Source organism: Sphingomonas sp. BL-S-29, assembly GCF_055521495.1.
On sequence record NZ_CM145482.1, the window covers coordinates 905,019 to 926,561 of the forward strand.

General features: G+C 64.4%; 15 protein-coding genes. 8 read left to right on the forward strand and 7 right to left on the reverse strand.

Going from position 1 to position 21,543, the window contains the following annotated elements:
* Positions 1 to 8: 8 nt before the first annotated feature.
* The 4 genes from ACZ1I2_RS04385 to ACZ1I2_RS04400 all read left to right on the forward strand — a co-directional run bounded on the left by ACZ1I2_RS04385 (position 9) and on the right by ACZ1I2_RS04400 (position 4,951).
* Positions 9 to 1,523, forward strand: a complete 1,515-nt coding sequence (locus ACZ1I2_RS04385; RefSeq protein WP_465175010.1) for an MmgE/PrpD family protein — start codon at positions 9 to 11, stop codon at positions 1,521 to 1,523.
* Between the two features lie 97 nt (positions 1,524 to 1,620).
* The gene (locus tag ACZ1I2_RS04390) at positions 1,621 to 3,792 is read left to right on the forward strand and encodes a TonB-dependent receptor (protein ID WP_465175009.1); all 2,172 of its coding nucleotides are present in this window, start codon (positions 1,621 to 1,623) and stop codon (positions 3,790 to 3,792) included.
* A 49-nt stretch (positions 3,793 to 3,841) separates the two neighbouring features.
* On the forward strand, positions 3,842 to 4,498 hold the full coding sequence (locus ACZ1I2_RS04395) for a Fe2+-dependent dioxygenase (RefSeq protein WP_465181582.1): 657 nt from the start codon (positions 3,842 to 3,844) through the stop codon (positions 4,496 to 4,498).
* 96 nt (positions 4,499 to 4,594) lie between these two features.
* The gene (locus ACZ1I2_RS04400) at positions 4,595 to 4,951 is read left to right on the forward strand and encodes a c-type cytochrome (protein WP_465175007.1); all 357 of its coding nucleotides are present in this window, start codon (positions 4,595 to 4,597) and stop codon (positions 4,949 to 4,951) included.
* A 217-nt stretch (positions 4,952 to 5,168) separates the two neighbouring features.
* On the opposite strand, the gene ACZ1I2_RS04405 is transcribed toward ACZ1I2_RS04400, so the two are convergent.
* Complete coding sequence (locus tag ACZ1I2_RS04405) at positions 5,169 to 8,240, reverse strand: TonB-dependent receptor domain-containing protein (protein WP_465175006.1); 3,072 nt, start codon at positions 8,238 to 8,240, stop codon at positions 5,169 to 5,171.
* A 74-nt stretch (positions 8,241 to 8,314) separates the two neighbouring features.
* On the opposite strand from ACZ1I2_RS04405, the gene ACZ1I2_RS04410 reads away from it, so the two are divergent.
* Complete coding sequence (locus ACZ1I2_RS04410; protein ID WP_465175005.1) at positions 8,315 to 8,581, forward strand: hypothetical protein; 267 nt, start codon at positions 8,315 to 8,317, stop codon at positions 8,579 to 8,581.
* Positions 8,582 to 8,868: 287 nt separating this feature from the next.
* On the opposite strand, the gene ACZ1I2_RS04415 is transcribed toward ACZ1I2_RS04410, so the two are convergent.
* Positions 8,869 to 10,104, reverse strand: a complete 1,236-nt coding sequence (locus ACZ1I2_RS04415) for a tyrosine-type recombinase/integrase (RefSeq protein WP_465175004.1) — start codon at positions 10,102 to 10,104, stop codon at positions 8,869 to 8,871.
* 402 nt (positions 10,105 to 10,506) lie between these two features.
* On the opposite strand from ACZ1I2_RS04415, the gene ACZ1I2_RS04420 reads away from it, so the two are divergent.
* Both ACZ1I2_RS04420 and ACZ1I2_RS04425 read left to right on the forward strand, forming a co-directional pair.
* A complete protein-coding gene (locus ACZ1I2_RS04420; protein WP_465175003.1) occupies positions 10,507 to 12,183 on the forward strand; it encodes a type I secretion system permease/ATPase in 1,677 nt (558 codons plus the stop codon).
* Complete coding sequence (locus ACZ1I2_RS04425; protein WP_465175002.1) at positions 12,180 to 13,517, forward strand: HlyD family type I secretion periplasmic adaptor subunit; 1,338 nt, start codon at positions 12,180 to 12,182, stop codon at positions 13,515 to 13,517. Before ACZ1I2_RS04420 ends, ACZ1I2_RS04425 begins: the two co-directional genes overlap by 4 nt.
* Here the strand turns inward: ACZ1I2_RS04425 and ACZ1I2_RS04430 are convergent.
* Together ACZ1I2_RS04430 and ACZ1I2_RS04435 are read right to left on the reverse strand one after the other, a co-directional pair.
* Complete coding sequence (locus ACZ1I2_RS04430) at positions 13,483 to 15,435, reverse strand: acyltransferase family protein (RefSeq protein ID WP_465181583.1); 1,953 nt, start codon at positions 15,433 to 15,435, stop codon at positions 13,483 to 13,485. The genes ACZ1I2_RS04425 and ACZ1I2_RS04430 overlap by 35 nt on opposite strands.
* Positions 15,436 to 15,556: 121 nt before the next feature.
* A complete protein-coding gene (locus ACZ1I2_RS04435) occupies positions 15,557 to 17,182 on the reverse strand; it encodes an alkaline phosphatase D family protein (protein ID WP_465170884.1) in 1,626 nt (541 codons plus the stop codon).
* A 91-nt stretch (positions 17,183 to 17,273) separates the two neighbouring features.
* On the opposite strand from ACZ1I2_RS04435, the gene ACZ1I2_RS04440 reads away from it, so the two are divergent.
* Positions 17,274 to 18,740, forward strand: a complete 1,467-nt coding sequence (locus ACZ1I2_RS04440; RefSeq protein ID WP_465175001.1) for a hypothetical protein — start codon at positions 17,274 to 17,276, stop codon at positions 18,738 to 18,740.
* Here ACZ1I2_RS04440 and ACZ1I2_RS04445 read toward each other — a convergent pair.
* From ACZ1I2_RS04445 to ACZ1I2_RS04455, 3 genes are read right to left on the reverse strand one after another with little or no spacing between them, the layout of a single operon-like run.
* Entirely contained in the window at positions 18,737 to 19,930 is a 1,194-nt protein-coding gene (locus tag ACZ1I2_RS04445) for a glycosyltransferase (RefSeq protein ID WP_465175000.1), read from the reverse strand. The two genes, ACZ1I2_RS04440 and ACZ1I2_RS04445, sit on opposite strands and share 4 nt — an antisense overlap.
* Before the next feature lie 8 nt (positions 19,931 to 19,938).
* A complete protein-coding gene (locus ACZ1I2_RS04450) occupies positions 19,939 to 20,433 on the reverse strand; it encodes a DUF2141 domain-containing protein (RefSeq protein WP_465174004.1) in 495 nt (164 codons plus the stop codon).
* A gap of 31 nt (positions 20,434 to 20,464) precedes the next feature.
* Complete coding sequence (locus ACZ1I2_RS04455) at positions 20,465 to 21,391, reverse strand: hypothetical protein (RefSeq protein WP_465174999.1); 927 nt, start codon at positions 21,389 to 21,391, stop codon at positions 20,465 to 20,467.
* Positions 21,392 to 21,543: the final 152 nt, after the last annotated feature.

Genomic DNA, 21,543 nt, shown 5'->3' on the forward strand with positions numbered 1-21,543 from the left:
TGGATTTCATGAAAGAGAAGATGACAATACCACAACGCGGCCCGGCCCTTGGCCGGCGATCCCTGCTCGGCGCGGTCGGCACCCTCGCCGCTGGCATTCCGGCCCTGGGGTTGGCACAGGCCGGGTCCGGATCTGCTGTCCCGGGGGCAGACAACAAGGCTCAGCCGGACCTAACTGGGCGCCTGGCCCGCTATATGGTTGCGGCTCGCGACAATCAGCTTTCGTCAGTTGTTGTGCGTGATGCCAAGCACCGGATCCTTGATACGTTGGGTGCGATCATTTCCGGCTCGACCCTGCCGCCGGGCAAGGCAACCGATCGGTATGTGCGCGCCCAAGGGGGATCGCCGCAGGCCACCGTGCTTGTGTCGGGCTTCAGGACAACCGTGACCAATGCCGCCTTCGCCAACGGTATGTTTGCCCATGCCGACGAGACCGACGATTTCGAGCCGGTCACCAAGGCCCATCCGGGTAGCGCCGTCGTCCCTGCAGCGCTTGCCTTTGCAGAACTCGGCAACCGGTCGGGCGCCGAGCTGATATCCGCCGTCGTGCTGGGCTATGACCTCTGCTGCCGGTGCCTGAAGGCGTTGGATCCCGACTTGGTCCGCGCCTCGCATCGCAGTGCTGAGGGAACCAGCTCTACCTTTGGTGCTGTCGCCGGCGCGGCGTCACTGGCGCGGTTCGACGAAGCGCAGATGCGCTATGCTCTTTCCTATGCTGCCCAGCAGACCTCCGGGCTGTGGAGCTGGGAGCGGGACAAGGATCATATCGAAAAGGCATTCGATTTTTCCGGCATGGGGTCGCGAAACGGCGCCGCCGCCGTGTCGATGGTACAGGCCGGTTTCACCGGGGTATGGGATGTCCTGGACGGGGGGCACAACATGATCTCGGCCCTGTCGTCGAACCCGCACCCCGAGCAGATGGTCGCTGACCTGGGCTCGCGCTTCTACATTTCTGAGACGGCGATTAAAGTTTTCTCGGTCGGCTATCCGATCCAGGCTCCGCTCGATGCGTTTCTGACACTACGCCGGCAATATGACCTGCGCCCGGGCCTGGTAAAGGAAATCGTCGTCCGTCTTCCGGCAGACGGTGCGAATATCGTCAATAACAGCGCCATGCCGGACGTGAACGTCCAGCATCTGATCGCGGTCGCTCTGATCGATGGAACGGTCTCGTTCGAGGTCAGCCATTCGCGCGAGCGGATGAACGATCCGGCTGTGCTCGCCGTCCGACAACGCGTCCAGCTGATCGCGGACAAGGCGTTGGTTGATCCAAAGGCGCCGCGCAGCGCCATTGTGGAAGTTACCCTGACCGACGGCCGGGTGGTCAAGCAATTCACGAAATTTCCGCCCGGAACGAAGGAAAACCCGCTCGACACGGATCGTGTCAATGACAAGGCGCGCAAGCTAATCGCACCGGTGATTGGCCCCACGCGCGCAGATGCAGTCATCAAGGCAGTCAACAGCCTCGAGACTCAGCCGAGCATCAGATCGCTGATCGCCTTGATGGGCTCTGGCGGCAAATGAATCGGGTCAACGGTGCACGCGCGGTGCGCGGAGGCTGCAACCCCAGCGCTGCGCATTGCCGCGCCACCATGCAAGGCTGAGGAAGCGCGGTGCCGATATGAGCGAGCAGAGTTTCGGCCTTACGCAGTCGGCCGCGCGGACTGCGTGTCGCAGTCTTGCCTGCGGCCTTGGCCTCCTGGCCGGTGTCGCCGAGGCGCAGACAAGACGTGCGGGCGATATCATCGTAACGGGACAGCGCGACGACGACGAAGGCGTATCGTATAAGCTACCGGGAAGCCCGGTCGATGTTCCCCAGTCGGTCAGCACGGTCGATGCCGAGGAGATTCAACGGCGCGGCACGAATACACTCTCCGACGCCCTCCGCACTGTGCCCGGGATCAGCCTTGGTGCTGGCGAGACGAGCTGGCAGGGCAATAATCTCGTGCTGCGCGGCTTCACCACGCGCAACGACATGTTTCTCGATGGCATGCGCGATTACGGCTATTATTTTCGAGATCCTTTCAACGATGCCGAGCTGCAGGTTCTGAAGGGGCCGAGCTCTGTTCTGTTCGGCAGGGGGGCGACTGGCGGTGTGATCAACCAGGTCAGCAAACAGCCGCTCTCGTCATCGCTGGCCGAAGGCCAGGTCCAACTCGGCACCGACGGGACGCTCCGGGCGAGTGTCGACATCAACGCGCCGATCGACGCGTCCGTCGCCGTCCGTCTCAATGCCATGGTGCACCGGTCGGAAGTGGCTGACCGTGACGGGGCGCTCAATCGTCGCTGGGGCGTAGCGCCGTCAGTTGCGATCGAACTGGGCGCGGCGACGCGGCTGACCCTTTCCTATCTTCATCAGAGCGAGCGCAATCGCCCCGACTACGGCATCCCCTGGTTCAATGGGGCTCCAGCCAAAGTAGATCGCGATAGCTATTACGGCTTCGCCGACGATCATCTCGACACGGATGTCGATATCGGCACCGCGCGGCTCACCCATGAGGTTTCGTCGAACCTGTCGGTGCGGGGGCAGCTGCGCTATTCAAGCGACAGCCGGTCATTCCGGACGTCGGAGGCCGTGATCCCGGCAGGCACCCCCGCAGCGACCCCGCTGTCGTCCATCCGGGTGACGCGCAACGAGTTTTCCGGCTTCAGTCACGATCGCTTTCTCCAGGGACAGCTCGACGCGACGGCACGCTTCGCAACCGGTCCGGTTGCCCACACGCTTATTTTCGGCGTTGAAGCCGGCCGGGAAAAACCCGCGCCAACCTATGTCTTCCATGTCGGTGTAATCGGCACGTCATTGCTCAATCCGCCTTCCCAGGCGTTTGCAGAAGCCTCGCACTATGTCCGATTGACGGCGGCCACGCGCGCCAAGACCTTCGGCGCCTATGCGCTCGACTCTATTGCGCTCGGGTCCCGTTTAGAGGCGCTCGTTGGCCTCCGCTGGGACAGTTATGACGCGCACTATCGCAGCACCGGCTACAGACCTGCCGGGGCGGTCGCGGCCACGACCAATTTCGCTCGGCAGGATCAGCGCTTCAGCGGTCGCGGCGCGATTATCTACAAGCCGGATACCGGCTCGAGCATCTATCTCGCCTATGCGAATTCGTTCAATCCGTCCGCTGAAGGGATCGAGTCGTTGGTCTCCGCCGGGCGTACCGTCGCGCAGGCCAACCTCAATGCGGCGCCAGAGACGAGCCGTATCTGGGAGGCCGGTGCCAAGCGGCTGCTATTCGGTGACAAGCTGCTGCTCACAGGCAACGTCTTCCGCATCATCAAGTCGAACGTCCGCGTCCCGGATCCCGTGAACACGGGCTTCAACACGAATGGCGGGCGGCAACGCGTCCAGGGGCTTGAACTGGAAGCAAGCGGACAAATCACGCCTGCGTGGTCGCTGCATGCCGGCTACGCCTATCTGGACAGCACGACACTGACGACGGACAATCCGGGTGCAGGCGGAAGCCCGCGGATCGGCGAGCCTCTTCCGATTACCCCCCGACATAGTGCGAGCCTTCAAACCGGCTTTGCGTTGACACACCGCCTTTCGATCGGCGCCGGCGCCGTCTATCAGGGAAGTCGTCTCGGACAGAATACGACCGCTTCTCTGCTCCGTGCACCAGGCTATTTCGTGTTCGAGATGCGGGGTCGGTTCGATGTGACCGACCATGTCGCGGTGCAGGCCAACGTGTTCAATCTCGCCGACAAGGTCTATTACGACCAACTCCACCCCTTTCATGTCGTGCCAGGGGCCGGCCGGAGCGCATCGGTGACACTTATCTTCAAGGGCCGTTGATTATCCAGGGCGCGATCGCGAGGAGTGCATGATCTTATATATTCGAGGCGTGCTCGACAGGGACGGATTGGCGCAGGTTCATGCCCGGCTTGCGGCGGCGACATGGATCGACGGACGCGCCACGGCGGGGCACCTTTCTCATCGCGTAAAGCAAAACCGGCAAATCGACGAACGTGATCCAGCCGCCCTCGCGGCGGGCGCAATCGTCATCGCTGCTCTCGAAGCACATCCGGAGTTCATTTCGGCAGCGCTGCCCGCACGGATTGTCCCACCGCTGTTCAACCGTTACGCGACCGGCGACACCTATGGGCCACATATAGACAGTGCGATCCGGCCGACCCCGGCGAGTGGTCTGATCAGGACCGACCTGTCCGCCACGTTGTTCCTCAGCGACGACGACGATTATACCGGTGGTGATCTTTGCATCAGGAATGGTTCGAGCGAAGACCGTGTGCGATTGCCAGCCGGCGACCTCGTTCTCTATCCCGCGACCAGCGTCCACCATGTCGAGCCGGTCACGCAGGGCACTCGGGTCGCTGCCTTTTTCTGGGTACAGAGCCTTGTTCGAGACCTGATCCGGCGTGAGATGCTTCACAATCTCGACGGCACGATCCAACGACTGACGGATCTCGTGCCCGATGCTTCTGAACTGGTGGAGCTTCATGGGCACTATCACAACCTGCTCCGTCAGTGGGCGGACCCTTGACAGGATACATTCGCCCTCGCCCCGAAGACAGGGATCGAGGCTCGGAACGCAGGTAGCGTCGGCGTACCGTCCTCGATCGAATGGAAAGCTGGAACGATGAAGACTGTTGTCGCCATAATTCTGCTCGCAATTCCTGCCGCGTCGATCGCCGGACCATTGCCCAAACCGCCAAGCTTCGCCGTCTGCGGCGCCTGCCATAAGGTCGAGCCGGGTGTAGCCGGCGGCCTCGGACCCAATCTCTGGGGCATTGGCAACCGCAAGGCCGGGACCCTCGCCGGTTTCACCTATTTGCCAGCAATGAAAGCATCGAACATCACATGGACGCAGAAGGCGTTGCTAACCTTCACGAACGACCCCAAGACGAAGGTGCCCGGTAACAAGATGGCCTATTCGGGCCAGAAGGACCCGACCCAGGCTGCGATCATCGCCGACTATCTGATGTCGCTCAAATAGGGTTTCCGAGTTCGCGTTGGTGGCCCAAGTCCGCGGCCGGACGGCCGGCGAACCATGCGCATGGTCGGGAGCCAATCGATTGGCCATGCCTGCGCGCTGGATGGCATTTCCTCTTGCAGGCCCCTCACGCCAACAAAATAAGGGTGCAACGCGATCTGCTCGCGTTGCACCCCTTCCATTTTTCGGCGGCAGTTGTCTGCCCGCTTGAGCGCTTCGATCAGAGAGCTAAGCGGACGCCCATCACGAAGCGGCGACCAAGTGCGTCGTAGAGGCTGATGTCAGAAGGCTCGATCCACGACCGTGGGCGCGAGAGCGTGTTGCGGGGATCCTGATCGAACAGGTTTGTGACGTTCAGGAAGAGTTCGGTCTCACCCCCAAGGATTTTCCCCACCTTATAGCTGAGATTCAGGTCCGTATAGAATGTGGACGGCACATCGTTTTCCGCGATGTCCACGCCCTCGACCAGATTCTTGTTCTTCTTGCCGCCATCGATATAGCGCTCCTGCACATATATGCCGACCGGGCCGATATCGTAATTTGCGGAAAGACGGCCACGGAATCTTGGATAGCTGCCACAGCTGCCGATATCGCCGACAAGGTTTATTGCCCCGAGGCAACTGGTCTGAACCTTGGCTGTCAGGAGATAGTTGCCGGTAAACCGCACGTTGAGCATGCCAGGGCCGACGGGCAACCTGTACGCGGCCTCGAAATCGATGCCCGACGTGGACTCGTTTGCGTAGTTCACGTTGCGGGACGTCACCACAAGATAGTCGAGCGGTCCGATTCCGGTCGTAGTGGTTACCGGCTGTCCGTTGACCTGTATCGCCTGGCAGAACGCTTGGTCGCCGGCATAGCATTTATCCACGACGTCCTGGGCTGACAGTGAGAGGATCGAGCCCTTGATGTCGATCCTGTAATAGTCGAGCGAGGCCTGGAATCCGGGGATGGACGTTGGCGAATAGACGATGCCTGCCGTGTAGGTGCGAGCCTTCTCGGGCGACAGATTCGGGTTACCCGCTATGATGTTTTGGCCTGCCGAGAGAAACTGGTTCGCTGCGCCGGAATAGGGAAGCAGGTTACGTCCCGTATTCGCCTGGGCCGTATTGAACAGTTCCAATACGGACGGCGCACGAGTGTCCGCCGAGATGGTGCCGCGAAGGCGCAGGCTGTCGTTGATCGTCCAGTTGAGACCCGCCTTCCACATGGTCTCAAGGCCGCTCTGGCTGTAGTCAGCAAGACGGCCCGCAAGGGTCACGCCCAGCGACTTGAACATCGTCTGGTCTCTCAGCAGCGGAATGCCGATTTCCGCATAAGCTTCCTTGACCGTTACGACACCGCTGAGCGGAGCGGGGTTGTAATACTGATAGCCGCCATAGCGACCCTGGAGGCCGCTTGGAAAACCGCGAATGCCGGTGCCGTCGACATAGATGTTGGAAAGGGCATCGACCTCTCTGTCGGCCGTAAGCCGGCGATACGACGCGCCGAGCGCCGTGCTGATGGGGCCCGCACCCAAGGAGAATGCTTCGCCCAGATCGCCGCGAACGTTGATGTCGAAGGTGGTTTGTTTCAGCTTGATGTTGGCGGTGTTGTTGCCGATCACATAATCGTTCGCGGCCTTGCTGATGGTGTTGGGGCCATAGAGGTTTAGCGGCACGCAGCCTGGGTCCAGGCCCTGCAAGGTGGAGCGGCAAACGATCTGGCCATTGGCCGGATTTAAGACGGCGTCAGCAGCCGCATAGAGATTGCGCAGGATCGCATTGCGGATGTCGAGTTCCTGCGACGTGTCCTGATAGGCCAGCGTGGAATCGTACGACCAGCTATCGCTGATCTTCCCCGTAACGCCGCCTGCGAACCTGGTTACCTTCACATTGCTGTACACCTCGCCGCGATCGAGATCGAGATCGTAGCGCGCCAGGCTGAACGACTGGGTGCCTGGCGTGGCGGCCAGGACCGAGCTGACACCGGCGGGAAGATAGGGATTGCCCTCGTAGATGGTGAAAGCGCTGTTGAGGCTCTGCACCGGAGTCTGCGCAGGATTGAGGGTGTAATTGCGCGAATGGCTGCCCTCGAGCCAAAGGGTCAATGCTGAGCTGGCGTCAAACTCGCCGTGCGCGAAGAAGGATTCGCGTTTCACGTCGGGCGTGAGCCCATTTGTGACAATCGCCCCATCGCCGCCGCTGGAGAAGTTCGATCCTGCCTGGGTTCCGGGATTGAATGGCGCGAGAATGCCTCCGGCGAGAAATTGCTGGCCAGACAAGGTGCGACAGGCTGAGCCGGTGGCTCCAGCCGGGCATTGCTGGACCGCAGTAATGGTGCCGCCATAGCCCGCGATCCTGGATCGTGTGTTTGGCACGACCAATGTCGTCGGCTGGGAGCCCGACACTGGGTTGGGATAGGCACTGACGGGTTCGTCGAACCATTTGCGGCCAGTCACGCCATAGGGAATTCCGTTCAATCGGAACAGGTCGACACTGGCGATGATCCGCGCCCGATCGCCGATATGTTTGCCGAAGGCGAGTGCGAAATGACCGTTTTCGGCATCGCCGCGGGAGGTGATGCCGCCGCTTATCTCGGCCTTAAGACCGTCGAAACGGGTATCGAGGACGAAATTGACGGCTCCCGCCACTGCGTCGGAACCATAGGAGGCCGAGGCGCCGCCGGTAACGACATCAACGCGCTTGACGAGATTCTGGGGGATGATGTTGACGTCGACCGAGTTCGCGACATTGGTCACGCCCATCCGCTGACCGTTCAGCAGGATGAGGGTCCGGTTCGCACCCAGACCTCGCAGGTTCAGCAGGCTCTGACCATTGGTGCCGGAAGGACCCGCTCCGCTGCCGGAATTGGTGGAGATGGTGGAGCCACTCAGCGAAGGAACCTGTTGCAGGGACTCGGCTATACTGGTCGGTGACGTCCGCATCAGGTCTTGGGCTTGGATCATCGTGACGGGAGTAGGCGTCGAGAAACCGCTGGCGAGCCGGCTGCCCGTCACCACGATCTCTGTGTCGTCGGCGGCGGGCTCAGCTGACTCCTGCTCGGTAGCAGTCGTGCCTGCTTGTCCATCCCCGTTCTGCTGGGTGGTGCCGGCTTGCCCAAATCCGGCAATGTCGCGCGAAGGGCTGTTTATCCGATAGGGTTCCAGCCCTGTCGAAAGCTCCTGCGGATTGACGTCGACACGCTGACCCTGCACCGGCTCTGACGCGCTAGCGACATATATCGGAGAGATTGCCGCGCCGAGGACGACGCTTGAGATCAGGCGCCGGCGTAGTCTCTTGCTCATCAGGCTCATACTTGCTCTCCCGTGGACGCACGCTCTGGTGCTTTTCAGAAGGGCAGCGATAGCGAGGCCATCTGTCGATAGACATGAGCAGAAGTGAAAAACTATTGCACTTTTCGTCATGTCCGATTCAGGTCGCGACTTCAGCAGATCGTAGCTTCGTCTGGGGATCGTTCTGCGAAAAAGTGGGCCACGTCGCGCGCAAGCGCTTGTCGATCGGTTCGGTGTTGAGCGTGCGCTGGCCAAGCCGAATGGGAGTGCAAAAAATGCCCGCAGAAGGACACAATTGCGTCAATCACACTCGATCCGGCGTTTCCATCGGTGCGAAGACCGCGAGGCAACGCTTTTCCTGAAGTCTGGTGTCTTGAGTACGAGGCCGTGCGCGAAAAGCTCTCTAGCGCGCGCCGAAAGATGGGGAATGGCAGGTTCGGAGAAACACCCAGATCAGCTTTCGCTGCTAAGGCCGGCGCGAATCCGCGTGAACGAATAACTGAAAAAAACCGATGTTCTTCGGCTGATCCAGCGAATGAACCGCAGGCGACATCCGGGCCGACGGGTCAGTTGCACGCGGGGTTTCGCCGCGGTTTATTGGTTGGCTCAGTGCGGGCGCCGTCGCGTGACGCACCGCCACCAAATCAGGTCACCCAGCCCCTTCGATCGCTGATAGATCGGCGTCGGACTTCAGCGGTTTCCCGCTGAATATTGCCCATTCGGCCATCAAGCGAGCGCGCTTCGCCAGCAAATCGCCGCGCTGATAGGCCGCCTCGGCCTTATCGGCGAGTTGGTGTGCCAGTGCATGCTCGATGACCTCTCGCGGGAATGCGGTCGTCTCCCCCGCCCAATCGCGGAAAGTCGATCGAAAGCCATGCTGTGTGAGGCAGCCGCGATCCATTCGTTTTAGTACGGCTGTGAGTGCCATATCCGACAGCGCGGCCCCGCGTGAGGACGGAAAGACGTGGTCCACGTCCACAATGCGCGGCATAGTGTTCAGGAGAGCCACGGCAGCGTCAGACAGGGGCACGCGGTGCTCCTTGCCCGCTTTCATGCGGTGGCCGGGGATGGTCCAGACACTTCCAGCCAAATCGATTTCCGGCCACGTCATGCCGCGAACTTCTCCGGAGCGAGCAGCAGTCAGGATCGCGAATTCCAACGCGCGCGCCGATGTCCCGTCGCGCTTGCGAAGTTCGGCCATGAATGTGCCCAGCTCCGCGTAGGGTAACGCAGAGTGGTGCTCGACTCTTCGGACCTTCGAAGGCGCGGCCAGCAGCTTGTCTAGGTGCCCGCGCCAACGAGCTGGATTCTCGCCGTCCCGGTATCCACTGACCTTCGCCCAATCCAGCACGCACTCGATGCGACCCCGCAAACGGGTTGCCGTTTCCGTTTTCGTCGCCCAGATCGGGTTGAGCACTTCGAGCACCAGGGCGCGATCCACGGAGGAAACCGGCAACGATCCGAATACCGGATAGGCATAGGTCTCGAGTGTAGCGCTCCATTGCTTGGCGTGTTTCTCGTTCTTCCAGCCGGCACGCTGCGCTTCAACATAGGCCCTGGCGCAATCCTCGAACGTCTTAGCCTTTGCTTTGGCGACCTTCGCGGCCATCCGTACTTCCCGCTTTTCGGCAAGCGGGTCGACGCCATAGCGGACCTTCTTGCGATAATCCCGGGCAAGCTCGCGCGCATCGGCAAGCAGAACCTCCGGATATGGACCGAGCCCGATATCGCGTCGATTTGCACCAACCTTGATGCGAAGGACCCAAGCCCTGCTGTTGCCTGCAATGCGGAAATGCAGCCCGTCGGCCCCACCGACAGCATATCGGCCCTCAGCCTTCAGCTTGGACAGGGCGAGTGCAGAAATTTCCTTTGCTTTCTTGGGCATATTCCCTGTTTCTCCTAACCCTCCGCCATACTCAGTCGAAGTCTCCGCCATAAAAAAATCCCACATCTAGACCCACATAAAACATGGGATTGAGCTAGAATTTATGGGACTTCGTAGCACGGAAGCTTATACCATCTTGCTGAATATAAACAAGTTTAGTACAGCATGAGATGTCTTGGGTATGGCGGAGAAGGACTCCGTCTCCGCCAGGGGTGATCCCGGCCTTCGCCCCAAGATCGCCCGCCGCCGGCGTCTTGTGTTGGTGAGATGACCGCGAAGTTCGGCTCTTTATTCCCCGTTCTTTCCAATTTCGCGGCAGACCGTCCGTAGCGACTCGCCAACGGCGCGGATTTCGCTGATATATCCGGCATCTCGACACCTTCTCAGTCGCAACAGGGCATCATGAAGCGTTTTCTCGACTTGCCCTATATTAGGCGACCGCTGACGACCGCGCTGGGCGCGAGTCTCGCGATCAATCTTCTGACCCTGGTGTCGCCGCTCTATTTGACTCAGCTCTACGACCGGGTGATCCCGTCGCGCAGCGGCGTCACGCTGATCGCGATCACCGGCATTACGCTGGTCGCGGTGGGGCTGACCGCCCTGTTCGAGATGCTGCGCGGGCTGGTGTTCGCGCGGGCCGGCGCCGCGCTCTATGCCGAGATGGAGGCCGATGTGCTGGCGGTGTCGCGCAAGGCCGCGCTGGCCGGAGCGCCGGGGCGCCGGGCGCGGGCGTTCGAGGATCTGGAGCAGGTTCGTGGTTTCGTCACCGGGCCGATCCCGGCGGCGCTGATCGACCTGCTGTTCGTGCCGCTGTTCGTGATCGTGCTGTTCATCGTCCATGTCACGATCGGCCTGCTCAGCCTGGCCTGCGCGGCGGCGCTGATGATCGCCGCCTGGTTCAGCCGTCGTGCCATGGCCCGCACCGCCGACGAGATGGTGACGCGCCAGCGCCAGGCGAGCGACGCGCTCGAGGCGCATCTCGATTCGGCCGAAAGCGCGACTGCGATGGGCTATGCCGGTCGCGCCGAGGGGCGCGCGGCCGAGCTCAACCGGCTGGCGCTGACCGCGCAGATCACCGCGACCGTCTCGACCAGCGGGGTCGCCTCGGTGGTGCGGGGCATCCGTTCGGCCAGCCAGACGCTGATCCTCGGCCTCGCGACCTGGCTCGCGGTCCAGGGTTCGGTCAGCATGGGCTCGATCATTGCCTGTTCGATCGTCTTCTCCAGGGCGCTGGGCCCGGTCGACCAGATCCTCGCCTCGTGGCGCCAGGTGTTCACGGTGCGCAGCGCCTGGGCCCGCCTGACCGCGCTGGGCGACCAGTCGGCCCCGCCGGTCACGCTGAGGCTGCCGGCGCCGACGGGCGTGGTGACGTTCGAGAATGTGATCGCGACCGCGCCGGCCGGCACGGTGCCGATCCTCAAGGGCGTCTCCTTCGCGCTCGCGGCCGGCGAATCGGTCGGCATCATCGGCCCCTCCGGTTCGGGCAAGTCGACGCTTGCCCGACTGATGGTCGGCGCCTGGCCGGCCAGCCGCGGGTCGGTGCGGATCGACGGGGCCGATATCAGCCAATATGATCCCGAGGATCTCGGACGCCATATCGGTTATCTGCCGCAGAATGTGACGCTGCTGCCGGGCACCGTCGCGGACAATATCGGGCGCCTGACCGAGCGCGACGACCAGGCGATCGTCGCGGCGGCGCGGGCGGCGAACGCACACGACATGATCCTGGGCCTGCCCAAGGGCTATGACACGCCGGTCGCGGCGGCGGGTTTCGGCCTGTCCGGCGGCCAGCGCCAGCGCATCGGCCTGGCGCGTGCGCTCTACGGCGATCCGATGCTGGTCGTCCTCGACGAGCCGGAGACCGGGCTGGATGGCGAGGGCGAGGCAGCGCTCAAGGCAGCGATCGCCGAAGTGCGCCGGCGCGGCGCGACGCTGGCGGTGATCGCGCATCGCCCGGCGCTGGTGCACGGCCTGGACAAGATCCTGGTGCTCAAGGCTGGTGCGATCGCCCGGTTCGGTGCGGCCAGCGAGTTGCTGCCCCAGCTCTTGCCCAATGTCGGTGTGGGAGCGCGTGCATGAACGCGATGACCCCGGTGCCGCGCACCGCCGAGGAGCGCGAGGCGCTCGCCAACGCCCTCACGCGGCCGATCGCGCCGGTGATCCGGCGGCTGGCGATAGGGCTGGGGGTGGTCGTCACGGTGATCGTCCTGTGGGGTACGCTGGTGCCGATCATGAGCGGCGTCGTGGCGCAGGGGCGGGTCGCGGTCGAAAGCAAACGCAAGACCGTGCAGCATCTCGACGGCGGCATCGTCCACTATATCGCGGTGCGCGACGGCACGCGCGTCAGGGCCGGCCAGCTGCTGATCCAGCTCAATGACGGCGATGCCGGGCTGCAGGTGCAGGTGCTCCAGGCGCGCGCCGATTCGCTGCGGGCCGAACAGGCGGCACGCGAGGCGGAACTGGCCGGGCGCGACAGCATCGCCTTTCCGCCCGATCTCCTCGCCCGCTCCTCCTCGCCCTCGGTGCAGGCGGCGATCGCGACGCAGCGCGCTGCCTTCGCCGCGCGCAAGGCCGGCCGCGGCGGGCAGGAGACGGAGATCGACCAGAAGCTCGTCCAGTTCGGCCAGGACGTGCATAGCTCGGCCGCGCAGTCGACCGCCGGTGGCGAGCAGCTCGCGCTGCTCGAACGCGAGATTCGCGACACCAGCGCGCTGGTCGAAAAGGGTTATGCGACCCGCCCCAGGCTGCTCGCGCTTCAGCGTGCCGCGGCGCAGTTGCGCGGGGAACAGCGCTCGATGAACGCGCAGGCGGAACGTGCCCGCGCCCAGATCGCCGAAGCGCGCATCGCGCGACGCCAGGTCGGGCGCGAGGGCGGGGTGACCGCCGCCGAGGCGCTGCGATCGGTCCAGTCCGAGCTGGTCGAGGTGACCGAGAAGCTCTCCAACGCGCGCGAGGTGCTGGCGCGCAAGCGGATCGTCGCGCCGGTGGACGGCACGGTGGTCGGCCTGGCGGTGACGACCATCGGCGGCGTCGTGCGCCCGGGCGAACCGCTGCTCGATATCGTGCCGTCATCGCCCCGGATGGTGGTCGAGGCGCAGCTGACCCCGGCGCATGCCGATGACGTCCGGCCCGGGCAGCCGTCATTCGTGCGGCTCGAGGCGGGCGGGTCGCGCACGGCGCCGGTGGTCGAAGGCGTGGTGCGCACGGTGTCGGCGGACGCGCTGACCGATCAGCGCACCGGCGAGCGCTATTTCACCATGATCGTCGAGATCACCCCGTCGGCGCATGTGCCCGCGTCACTGGTCAAGCCGGGCCTGCCGGCATCGGTGCTGGTCCGCACGGGCGAGCGGACCCTGTTCGGCTATCTGCTCGAGCCGATCAATCGCGTGACGTTCGAGGCGATGCGGGAATGACCGCCTGATCGCCCGAGGGCGGTGCGAGGCTCCGCAATATGGGCTCGAACGCCGGCGCGACGAAGAGCGCGCCGCGCTCGCTCAGATGATTGCCGTCGAAATAGAGCGGGTAGCCCGCATCGGTGATCCTGCACGTCCGCGGGCCGCACAACAGGCGGGACGGATCGATCACGCCGATCAGCCCGCGCCGTTCGAGATCCGATGCAATGGTGCGGAAGGCGGCATCGCGGCGCAGATGCTCCGTGCGGGACGGTTCGATCCGGTGCATCACCCCCAGCAGCTGTGCCTTGGCCAGGCGCCGGGGTTCCGCGAGCGGCGCGTCGGGTACGTCCTGCACCACCTGCACCGCAATGCCGAGCGCGCGCAATTGCCGTATGCCCTGCTCGAAGGCATGCGCGTCGCCGCCCGGCTCTTCCGGATCGGGGTGCAGGCCGCCGCCATAGACGCTCCAGTGCGCCGCCAGCAGCACCATCCGCGGCCGCTCCTCGGCGAGGAAGCGCATCACCGCCGCGTTGCGCGCGATGCAGTCGCGTTTCTTTGTCGGGCTGAACATCCACTGGTTCGCCTTTTCCTCGTTCGCCCGGACCGGCAACAGCGGCGGGCAGCCGAGCGAGGTGAGGTCGTATCCCGCCACGCGATGGCGGCGGGCGAGCATGTCGAGTGCGGGCAGGTAGACGGCCGCATGGGAATCGCCCCACAAGATGAAGCTGGGGCGTCTTACCGCACCGCCGATGCGGCAGCGCGTCTCGTTGCGGATCGTATCGACCGGCTGGCCCGCACATCCATAGTCGGGCTCCGGCCCGCGCTCGTTCAGCCGCTGAACCGCTGCATCGAAGCGCCATGGCAAGCCGTTCAGAAAATAGATGCCGGCACCATAGAGCGCGAGCAAGCCGCTCGCGCCGAGCGCGCTCAGGAACAGCGTGCGCCGCGACAGCAGCAGCCGGGGCTTGCGAAAGGGCAGCTCGATATAGCGCCAGGACAGCCAGGCCAGGGGAAAGGCCAGCAGCACCATCGCCAGCCGGACAAAGCGGTACGGCCCGAGCAGATAATAATTGCCGAACACGATCAACGGCCAGTGCCAGAGATAGAGCGAATAGGAGATCAGCCCGATCGCGACGAGCGGCCTGGCGCCCAGCACCCGCGCCACGCGCGAGCCCTGCGCCTGGGTGCCGTGGAGGATCGCGGCGGCGGCCAGTACCGGCTCGACCGCGTTTACGCCCGGAAAGGCGGATCGTTCGGACAAGGTCCAGATCGCATGGCCGATCGCGACCAGGCCGAGCAGCGCGATCATGTCGCCCAGCCATCGCCGGCGCGGCGCGGGCAACAGCCCGGCGGCGAGCAGTGCGCCGGCGATGAACTCCCAGGCGCGCGACAGCGGCGAATAAAAGGCCGCACCGGGATCGGCCTGCACTGCCCAGACGCCATAGGCGAAGGAAACCAGCCCGCCCGCGAGCAGCCCGCCCGCGAGCAGCGCGCTGCGCAGCGCAAAGGCCTGGCGCCGCACCAGCAGGAGCAGTGCCGGGAACAGGATGTAGAATTGCTCCTCCACCGCCAGCGACCAGGTATGGAGCAGCGGCGTCGCTTCGGTGGTCAGGCTGAAATAGCCTTGCCACCCCCAGAACAGCAGGTTCGATCCGAACAGCGCGATCGCTGCCAGGCTCTGGCCGAAGTCGCGGAAATCCGCCGGCAGCAGGATCCAGCCCGCCAGCCCCGAGGCCATGAGCATCGCGAGGAGCGCCGGCAGGATACGTCGCACCCGCCGTTCGTAGAACCCGATCAGGGTGAAGGTGCCGCCCGCACTTTCGCGCAGGATCAGCTGCGTGATGAGATAGCCCGAGATGACGAGGAAGATATCGACCCCGACGAACCCGCCGGGGAAGCCGCGGATGCGCGCATGGAACAGCACCACCGCCAGCACCGCGATCGCCCGCAGCCCGTCGATCTCGCGCCGGTAGGTCGAAATCTGCTCCGTACCCGTCAGCTATCCGCTCCCCTCGATCCGCCAGCACGGCAAATCGAGGGGCGAGTCAAGCCGCGGGTCAGGCCATCATGTTGCGGCCGCGGGCGATGCTCGCGCTGTGGCCGATGCTGCCTTTGGCCGACGGCGTCCTGATCGTGTCGACCATGATCCAGTCGTTGGTCACCCGGTCGGGCGTGATCGTCATCGCCATATAGCCGCGCCGGCTGGTGTCGCACCATTTCAGCTCGGGATTGGCCTCGACCAGCGCCGCCGCGAGAATTTTCGGATCGACGCCCAACCCGGCTTCGTAACCCGGCGACGTCACGGCATGGCCAGCGAACTCGACGCCGGCGGGCTTGCCGTCCCGCGCCAGATCATACGCCCAGGCATTATGGCTGTCGCCCGAGATGACGACGAGGTTTGCCCCCAGCGCTTGCGACGATGCCAGGAACCGGCGGCGTGCCGCGGGATAGCCACCCCAATTATCGAAGTTGAACGGCAGGCCGGCTTTCGCTGCGGCGATGCCGGCAGCGACATAGGCACGGGCCCCGGCGCTCGCATCCGGCGCCAGCCAGCCGCCAGCGGCGAGCGGCATCACCGTTTCGCCCATGATCGTGCCGAAGCCGACCACCTGCCAGCGCTGCCCGGCGCGGACCGAGGCGCGCATCGCATGGGCGAGCCAGTCCTCCTGCTGTGATCCCATCATGGTCGCGGCGGCGTCCTGCCAGGCGCCGTCACGAAATGCCTTCAGTGCGGCCATCGGATCGGCCTGTTTGAACAGCGGGCCAATATCGGGCTGCTCGGTCCGCGCGAGCAGCCGGGTCTCGGTACGGAACAGAGTCGCGAGCGTGCCGATGTCATAGGCCTTCCACGGCTCGTCGGAGACCGGCATCCATTCGCGAAACACCTGGATCGAGGCGGCGCGCCGGGCGTTCCAGTCGCCCTCGTCGGCCTGGTGATTCTCCGCGCCGCCCTCCCAGCTGTCGTTGGCGGATTCATGGTCGTCCCATTGCACGATCATCGGGACGAGGCTGTGCAGCTTTTGCAGGTCCGGATCGGCGCGGTAGCTGGCGTAGCGCAGCCGGTAATCGGCGAGATGGATCATCTCGGTCACGGGCTCGATCCGGCGGCCAGGGACAGTCTCCTTCGCCGTGGGATAGGTGCCGACCGGATATTCGTATAGATAGTCGCCGAGATGCACCGCGAGATCGATGTCGTTCCGTGCCGCGGCATGGGCATAGGCGTTGAAATAGCCGAAGGGCAGGTTGGAGCAGGAGAAGATCGCCGCGCGGAAGCTCCCGACGGCGCCCTCGGGCAGGGTCTTGGTCCGGCCGGTGGGCGAGACGCTGCCATCGGGCGCGATGAAGCGGAAATGATAGGCACGGCCCGATGCCAGCCCGCCCACGGTGATCTTCGCCGTATGGTCGCGCCAGGGCCCCGTGATCTGCACGCCGCCCGCGACGATCTTCGCGAAATCGGCGGTTTCGGAGAGCTCGACCTTCAGCTCGACCGCGTCGCCATGGGCGGGGACATAGCGCGTCCACAGCAGGATCGAATCGGCCATCGGCTCGCCGCTGGCGACCGAATGGGTGAAGCCGCGTCCCCCGGCGACGCTCGGCACCTGGGCGAAGCCGGGAATGGCGAAGGCGCCAAGCCCCAGCGAACCGGTCAGCATGAACGAGCGGCGATCGATCCGGTGGTACATGGTCGTTTCCTTCTACCTGAACCTCGCCCTTGCCCTTGCTTGATGGCGGCTCCGTGACAGCCGGCGGCATCGCTTCTAAGGGCCGGGAACGATGTTGCGACTTTTCACTCTGGCCGCCGACCGGCTGACGACGCCGATGGCGCCCGGCCGGCGATGGCCGATCATCCTGCTGGTCGCGATCCTCGCCCGCGCGATCACCTTCGGCAATCCGATCATCCATGTCGACGAGGAATTCTATTTCGTCGCGGCCCAGGCCTGGACTCACGGTGCCCTGCCTTATGTCGATGTGTGGGACAGGAAACCGATCGGGCTGTTCCTGATCTATCTGCCGGCGGCGGCGCTCGGCATGCCGCTCGGTACCTGGGCCTATCAGGCGATGGCGCTGGCCAGCCTGGTCGCGACCGCCCTGCTGATCGCGCGCCTGGCCGATCGCGCCGGCTGGCACAGGGGTGCGCTGGCCGGTGCGCTCGCTTATGTCCTGTGGGTCGATTTCGTCGACGGACAGGGCGGCCAGTCCCCGATCTTCTACAATCTGCTGATCATCGCGGCCGCCGCGCTGATTGCCCCCCGTCCAGTGGAAAGCTCGCCCCGCCTGCGCGGCGTCGCGGCGATGGCGCTGGTCGGGCTCGCGCTCCAGGTCAAATATTCAGTGGTGTTCGAAGGCATGTTCTTCGGCCTGTGGCTGTTGTGGTGCGCATGGCGGGCCGGGCAGCGCTGGACGATCCTGCCCTATGGCGCAGGGCTGGTCGTGATGGCGCTGCTGCCGACCCTGCTGTCCTGGCTGGCCTTTGCCGCGATCGGCGCAAGCGACGCGTGGTTCTTCGCCAACGTCACGTCGATCCTCGGTCGCCGGCCCGATCCGGTGCTCGAACAGATCGGGAATCTTGCCCAGATCCTGCTGATTACTTCACCCCTGATCGCCGCGGCGATCCTTGCCGTCCGGTCGGGCGGCGTAACGTCGCCGGAAACGCGCGCGGTCCGCCTCTGGCTATTCGCCTGGGCAAGTTCGGCGGCGTTCGGCCTGCTCGTCTTCGGGTCCTGGTTCAACCATTATGCCTTGCCGCTGATGCCGCCGCTGGCCGTCTGTGCCGCGGGTTTTTTTGGCGATCACGTCACCGGGCGGCGCGCCGCGCTGCCGGTGCTGCTGATCGCCCTGGTCGGAGGCCAGGCGACGCTGATCACCACACGGTACACGCGCGGCACGCCGGCGCAGTTCCACGCGATCGTCGATGCGATCGGCCACGCTCCGGGTTGCCTCTATGTCTATTCGGGCGACGCCGCGCTCTACCCGGCGACGGGCCGCTGCGCGCTGACTCGCTATCTTTTCCCGAGCCATCTCGGGCGCGTGCGCGAAACCGGGGCGATCGGGGTGGATCAGCGCGCCGAGATCGTGCGCATCCTGGCGATGAAGCCAGCCATCATCGTCCTGCGGCCCGCCTATCGCGGCGAACGTGCCGACACGCGCGCGCTGGTGATGGAGGAGGTGCAAAAGGCTTATCGCCTGCGGGCGGCCAGGCCGCTCGGTAACCAGACGATCCAGATCTTCGAGCGACTCTAGGCGGCGGTGCCGCTCTGGCGGCCTTCGCGCCGCGCCGCGACCAGCTCGGCATAATAGGCCATCAGCTCGACCGTATGCTCGCGATCGCTGCGCACCTTGCCGGCGGCGACCTTCGCGGCGCGTCGCAGCATGGCGGGATCGCGCTCGAACAGGCGATGGATCGCCAGCGCGGCGGACTGCGCATCGCGGGCGGTATAGAGCTCGGAGCAGAGCGGATCGGCGATCTCCGCGCAGCCGCCGGTGTCGGGCGCGATCAGCGGCAGCCCGGCGGCCATCGCTTCCGAGGCGACCAGCCCGAACGGCTCGGCCTCCGATCCATGGATCAGCGCGTCGCAGCTCGCCACGATCCGGGCGAGTCGCTCGCGGTCATAGACCGGTCGGAACATGCGGATATGCGGCGATCCTGCGATCCTTTTCTCGATTGCCCGGCTCTCGATGCCCGCGCCGAGCAGGATCAGCCCGACCGGCAGGTCGGCGCCGGCACGCTCGGCCGCGTCGATCACCAGCCGCCAGCGCTTCTCCGGATGGTGCCGGCCGAGACCGAGCAGCAAATGGCCCTCGGGCGGCAGGCCGCATTGCGCGAGCAGCGCCGCCCGCAGCGTCTCGTCGCGCAGCGCCGGCGAGAAATGGCCGCGCTCGATGCCGAGCGGCATGGCCGCGTCGATCCGCACGCCGCGTGCCTTCAGCCGCTTTTCCAGCGCCGGGCCGTTGGTCACCACCGCGTCGTAATTGTCGAGGAAGCGGCTCATATAGCGGCTGTACCAGGCAAAGGCGCGTTCGATCCGGTCAGGCGCGGCCAGCCCCTCGAACCAGCGCATCGCGTAGGCAGCGACATTGTCGTTGTGCATGAAGAACACCTTGGCGGCGTCCCCTTGCCATTGCCCGACGATCCAGGCGGGGCGCCACGGCGACGATGCCTCGACCAGGTCGGGCTTCAACTCGTCGAGCAGCTTGGTGACCGGCGCCGCATCCCAGAACAGGCCGTAATTCTTGTCGAAGATCAGGCGCGAGGCCTTGACGTAAATGATCTTACCGCCGCCCGGACGCTCCTCGACCTCGTCCTGGCGGCCCGGGGCGATCACGATCAGTTCATGCCCAAGTTCGGACATGATTCCCATCTTGCGGTCGATATAGGTCCGCACCCCGCCGCCAGTCGGCGAGTAGAACTCGTTGACGTCGACGATTCGCATGGCGACCCTCAGTCCTTCGGCTTGATCGGCCCGAAGCCGCCAAGGCCGCGCAGATATTGCGCCTGGATATCGGTGGTGGTCACGCCGGAGCCGACATTGATCGTCGCCATGTTAAGCTTGGGGCGCGTGCGCCCCAGCTTCACGTTGCTGGGGAAGCCGGCGCCGTCGCTCCAGAAATCGAACTTGTTCTTTCCATCCCGATTATGGGTGAACAGCAGCGCATATTGGCCCGGCGCCGGCGCCTTGATGCACATGATCACGGCGCCCGCCTGCGGTGTCGGCACGCGCACCCGGCGGAAGAACTTGCCTTCCTTCAACAGGTCACGGTCGTCCTTCAGGAAATCCGCGTCGGTCGCCGGATACAACTCCAGCTTCAGTTCGCCGACACGATCCTTCAGCCCGCTGACATTGACCCGGATTGCCGGGCCGTTGCCATTGATGCAGGCAGGGCTGTCCGGACCGAGCACACCGGCCTGGGCCTCGACCGTCAGGGGGATCAGCATCGCACCGCTCAGGGCGATGCCCGCGATAAATTTATGCAACGACATTCTTCGTCCTCAGCAAACCATGCAGGCTGAAGGAAGCGATCAGGGCGATGTGCACGAGCAATACGAGGGCCGCGGTCATCGCCATCAATTCCGAAAGCTCTGCATCCTGCCCGATCAATAGGATCGCGAAATTGGCGAAAAGAAGGTCCTTGTTCGGCACTAATGGGAGGCGCGAGACCAGCAGCCGCGCCGCGCCGAGGATCAGCCACATGCCGATGGAGACGGTAGGCAGCGCGTAATGCCAGGCGAAGGCGAGGAAGATCGATCCCGAGATCAGGCGGATGCAATGGACCATGAAGATCCACCACAGGGTCCCCCGCGGCAGCGAAAAGACCCGCTTCGAGAAGATCAGGAAGGGCAGCGACATGGCGAAGGTGATCGCTGCCGAGGTTTCGACCGTGTGGAGCTGAAGCGGGGTGAGCAGGCCCGCGCCAAGCGGCAGCGCGAGCGCGATCATCGCCAGCGTGACGGCATTGCCGGCGATGGCGGACAGGATGGAAACGTCCTTCACTGCGCCGAACGGTGCCGCCACCATCTGCGCGCGCTGCCGCGCCCAGGCGTAGAAATAGGCTTCGCCCGAATAGCCGAGCACCACGTCGTTCGCGATCCGCTTCTTCAACAGCGCGGTCAGGCCCGACAGCGGGATGCGCCATAGCCGCCTGAAAATGATATAGTCGCCCACCGGGGGCGCGAGATAGAGCAGCGCGAAGGCGACGTAGAAGAGCGGATTGTGCGGCACGGCGCGGCTCAGGCCCGCGAGCCCCGATCCGAACAGCTCGCGGCCCAGCCCGGCGATCATTGCGATCGTCACGATCGCCCCGATCACCATCGGCCAACGCCGCTTCAGCGTCTGCACGGGCTCCAGCCCGGCGAGGTCGGGGACCGTCACCAGCGGCGCTTTGGCATTGTCCATCATAGGAATTTTAGATCCCAGTCCGTCCACATTAGACCCGTTTTTTTCTGTTTCCGGTCTCGACCGGGTAGGCGCGCCCTAGTTAAATTGCGTGTCCAGGGCAATTTTCAACCTGCACCAAAATAATGTCCGTATTGTGCTGCGCTGCGAAA

Coding starts and splice junctions, on each gene's coding strand:
- ACZ1I2_RS04385 (WP_465175010.1), top strand. CDS start 9: ATGAAAGAGAAGATGACAATACCACAACGCGGCCCGGCCCTTGGCCGG.
- ACZ1I2_RS04390 (WP_465175009.1), top strand. CDS start 1,621: ATGAGCGAGCAGAGTTTCGGCCTTACGCAGTCGGCCGCGCGGACTGCG.
- ACZ1I2_RS04400 (WP_465175007.1), top strand. CDS start 4,595: ATGAAGACTGTTGTCGCCATAATTCTGCTCGCAATTCCTGCCGCGTCG.
- ACZ1I2_RS04405 (WP_465175006.1), bottom strand. CDS start 8,240: ATGAGCCTGATGAGCAAGAGACTACGCCGGCGCCTGATCTCAAGCGTC.
- ACZ1I2_RS04410 (WP_465175005.1), top strand. CDS start 8,315: ATGAGCAGAAGTGAAAAACTATTGCACTTTTCGTCATGTCCGATTCAG.
- ACZ1I2_RS04415 (WP_465175004.1), bottom strand. CDS start 10,104: ATGCCCAAGAAAGCAAAGGAAATTTCTGCACTCGCCCTGTCCAAGCTG.
- ACZ1I2_RS04420 (WP_465175003.1), top strand. CDS start 10,507: ATGAAGCGTTTTCTCGACTTGCCCTATATTAGGCGACCGCTGACGACC.
- ACZ1I2_RS04425 (WP_465175002.1), top strand. CDS start 12,180: ATGAACGCGATGACCCCGGTGCCGCGCACCGCCGAGGAGCGCGAGGCG.
- ACZ1I2_RS04435 (WP_465170884.1), bottom strand. CDS start 17,182: ATGTACCACCGGATCGATCGCCGCTCGTTCATGCTGACCGGTTCGCTG.
- ACZ1I2_RS04440 (WP_465175001.1), top strand. CDS start 17,274: ATGTTGCGACTTTTCACTCTGGCCGCCGACCGGCTGACGACGCCGATG.
- ACZ1I2_RS04445 (WP_465175000.1), bottom strand. CDS start 19,930: ATGCGAATCGTCGACGTCAACGAGTTCTACTCGCCGACTGGCGGCGGG.
- ACZ1I2_RS04450 (WP_465174004.1), bottom strand. CDS start 20,433: ATGCTGATCCCCCTGACGGTCGAGGCCCAGGCCGGTGTGCTCGGTCCG.
- ACZ1I2_RS04455 (WP_465174999.1), bottom strand. CDS start 21,391: ATGGACAATGCCAAAGCGCCGCTGGTGACGGTCCCCGACCTCGCCGGG.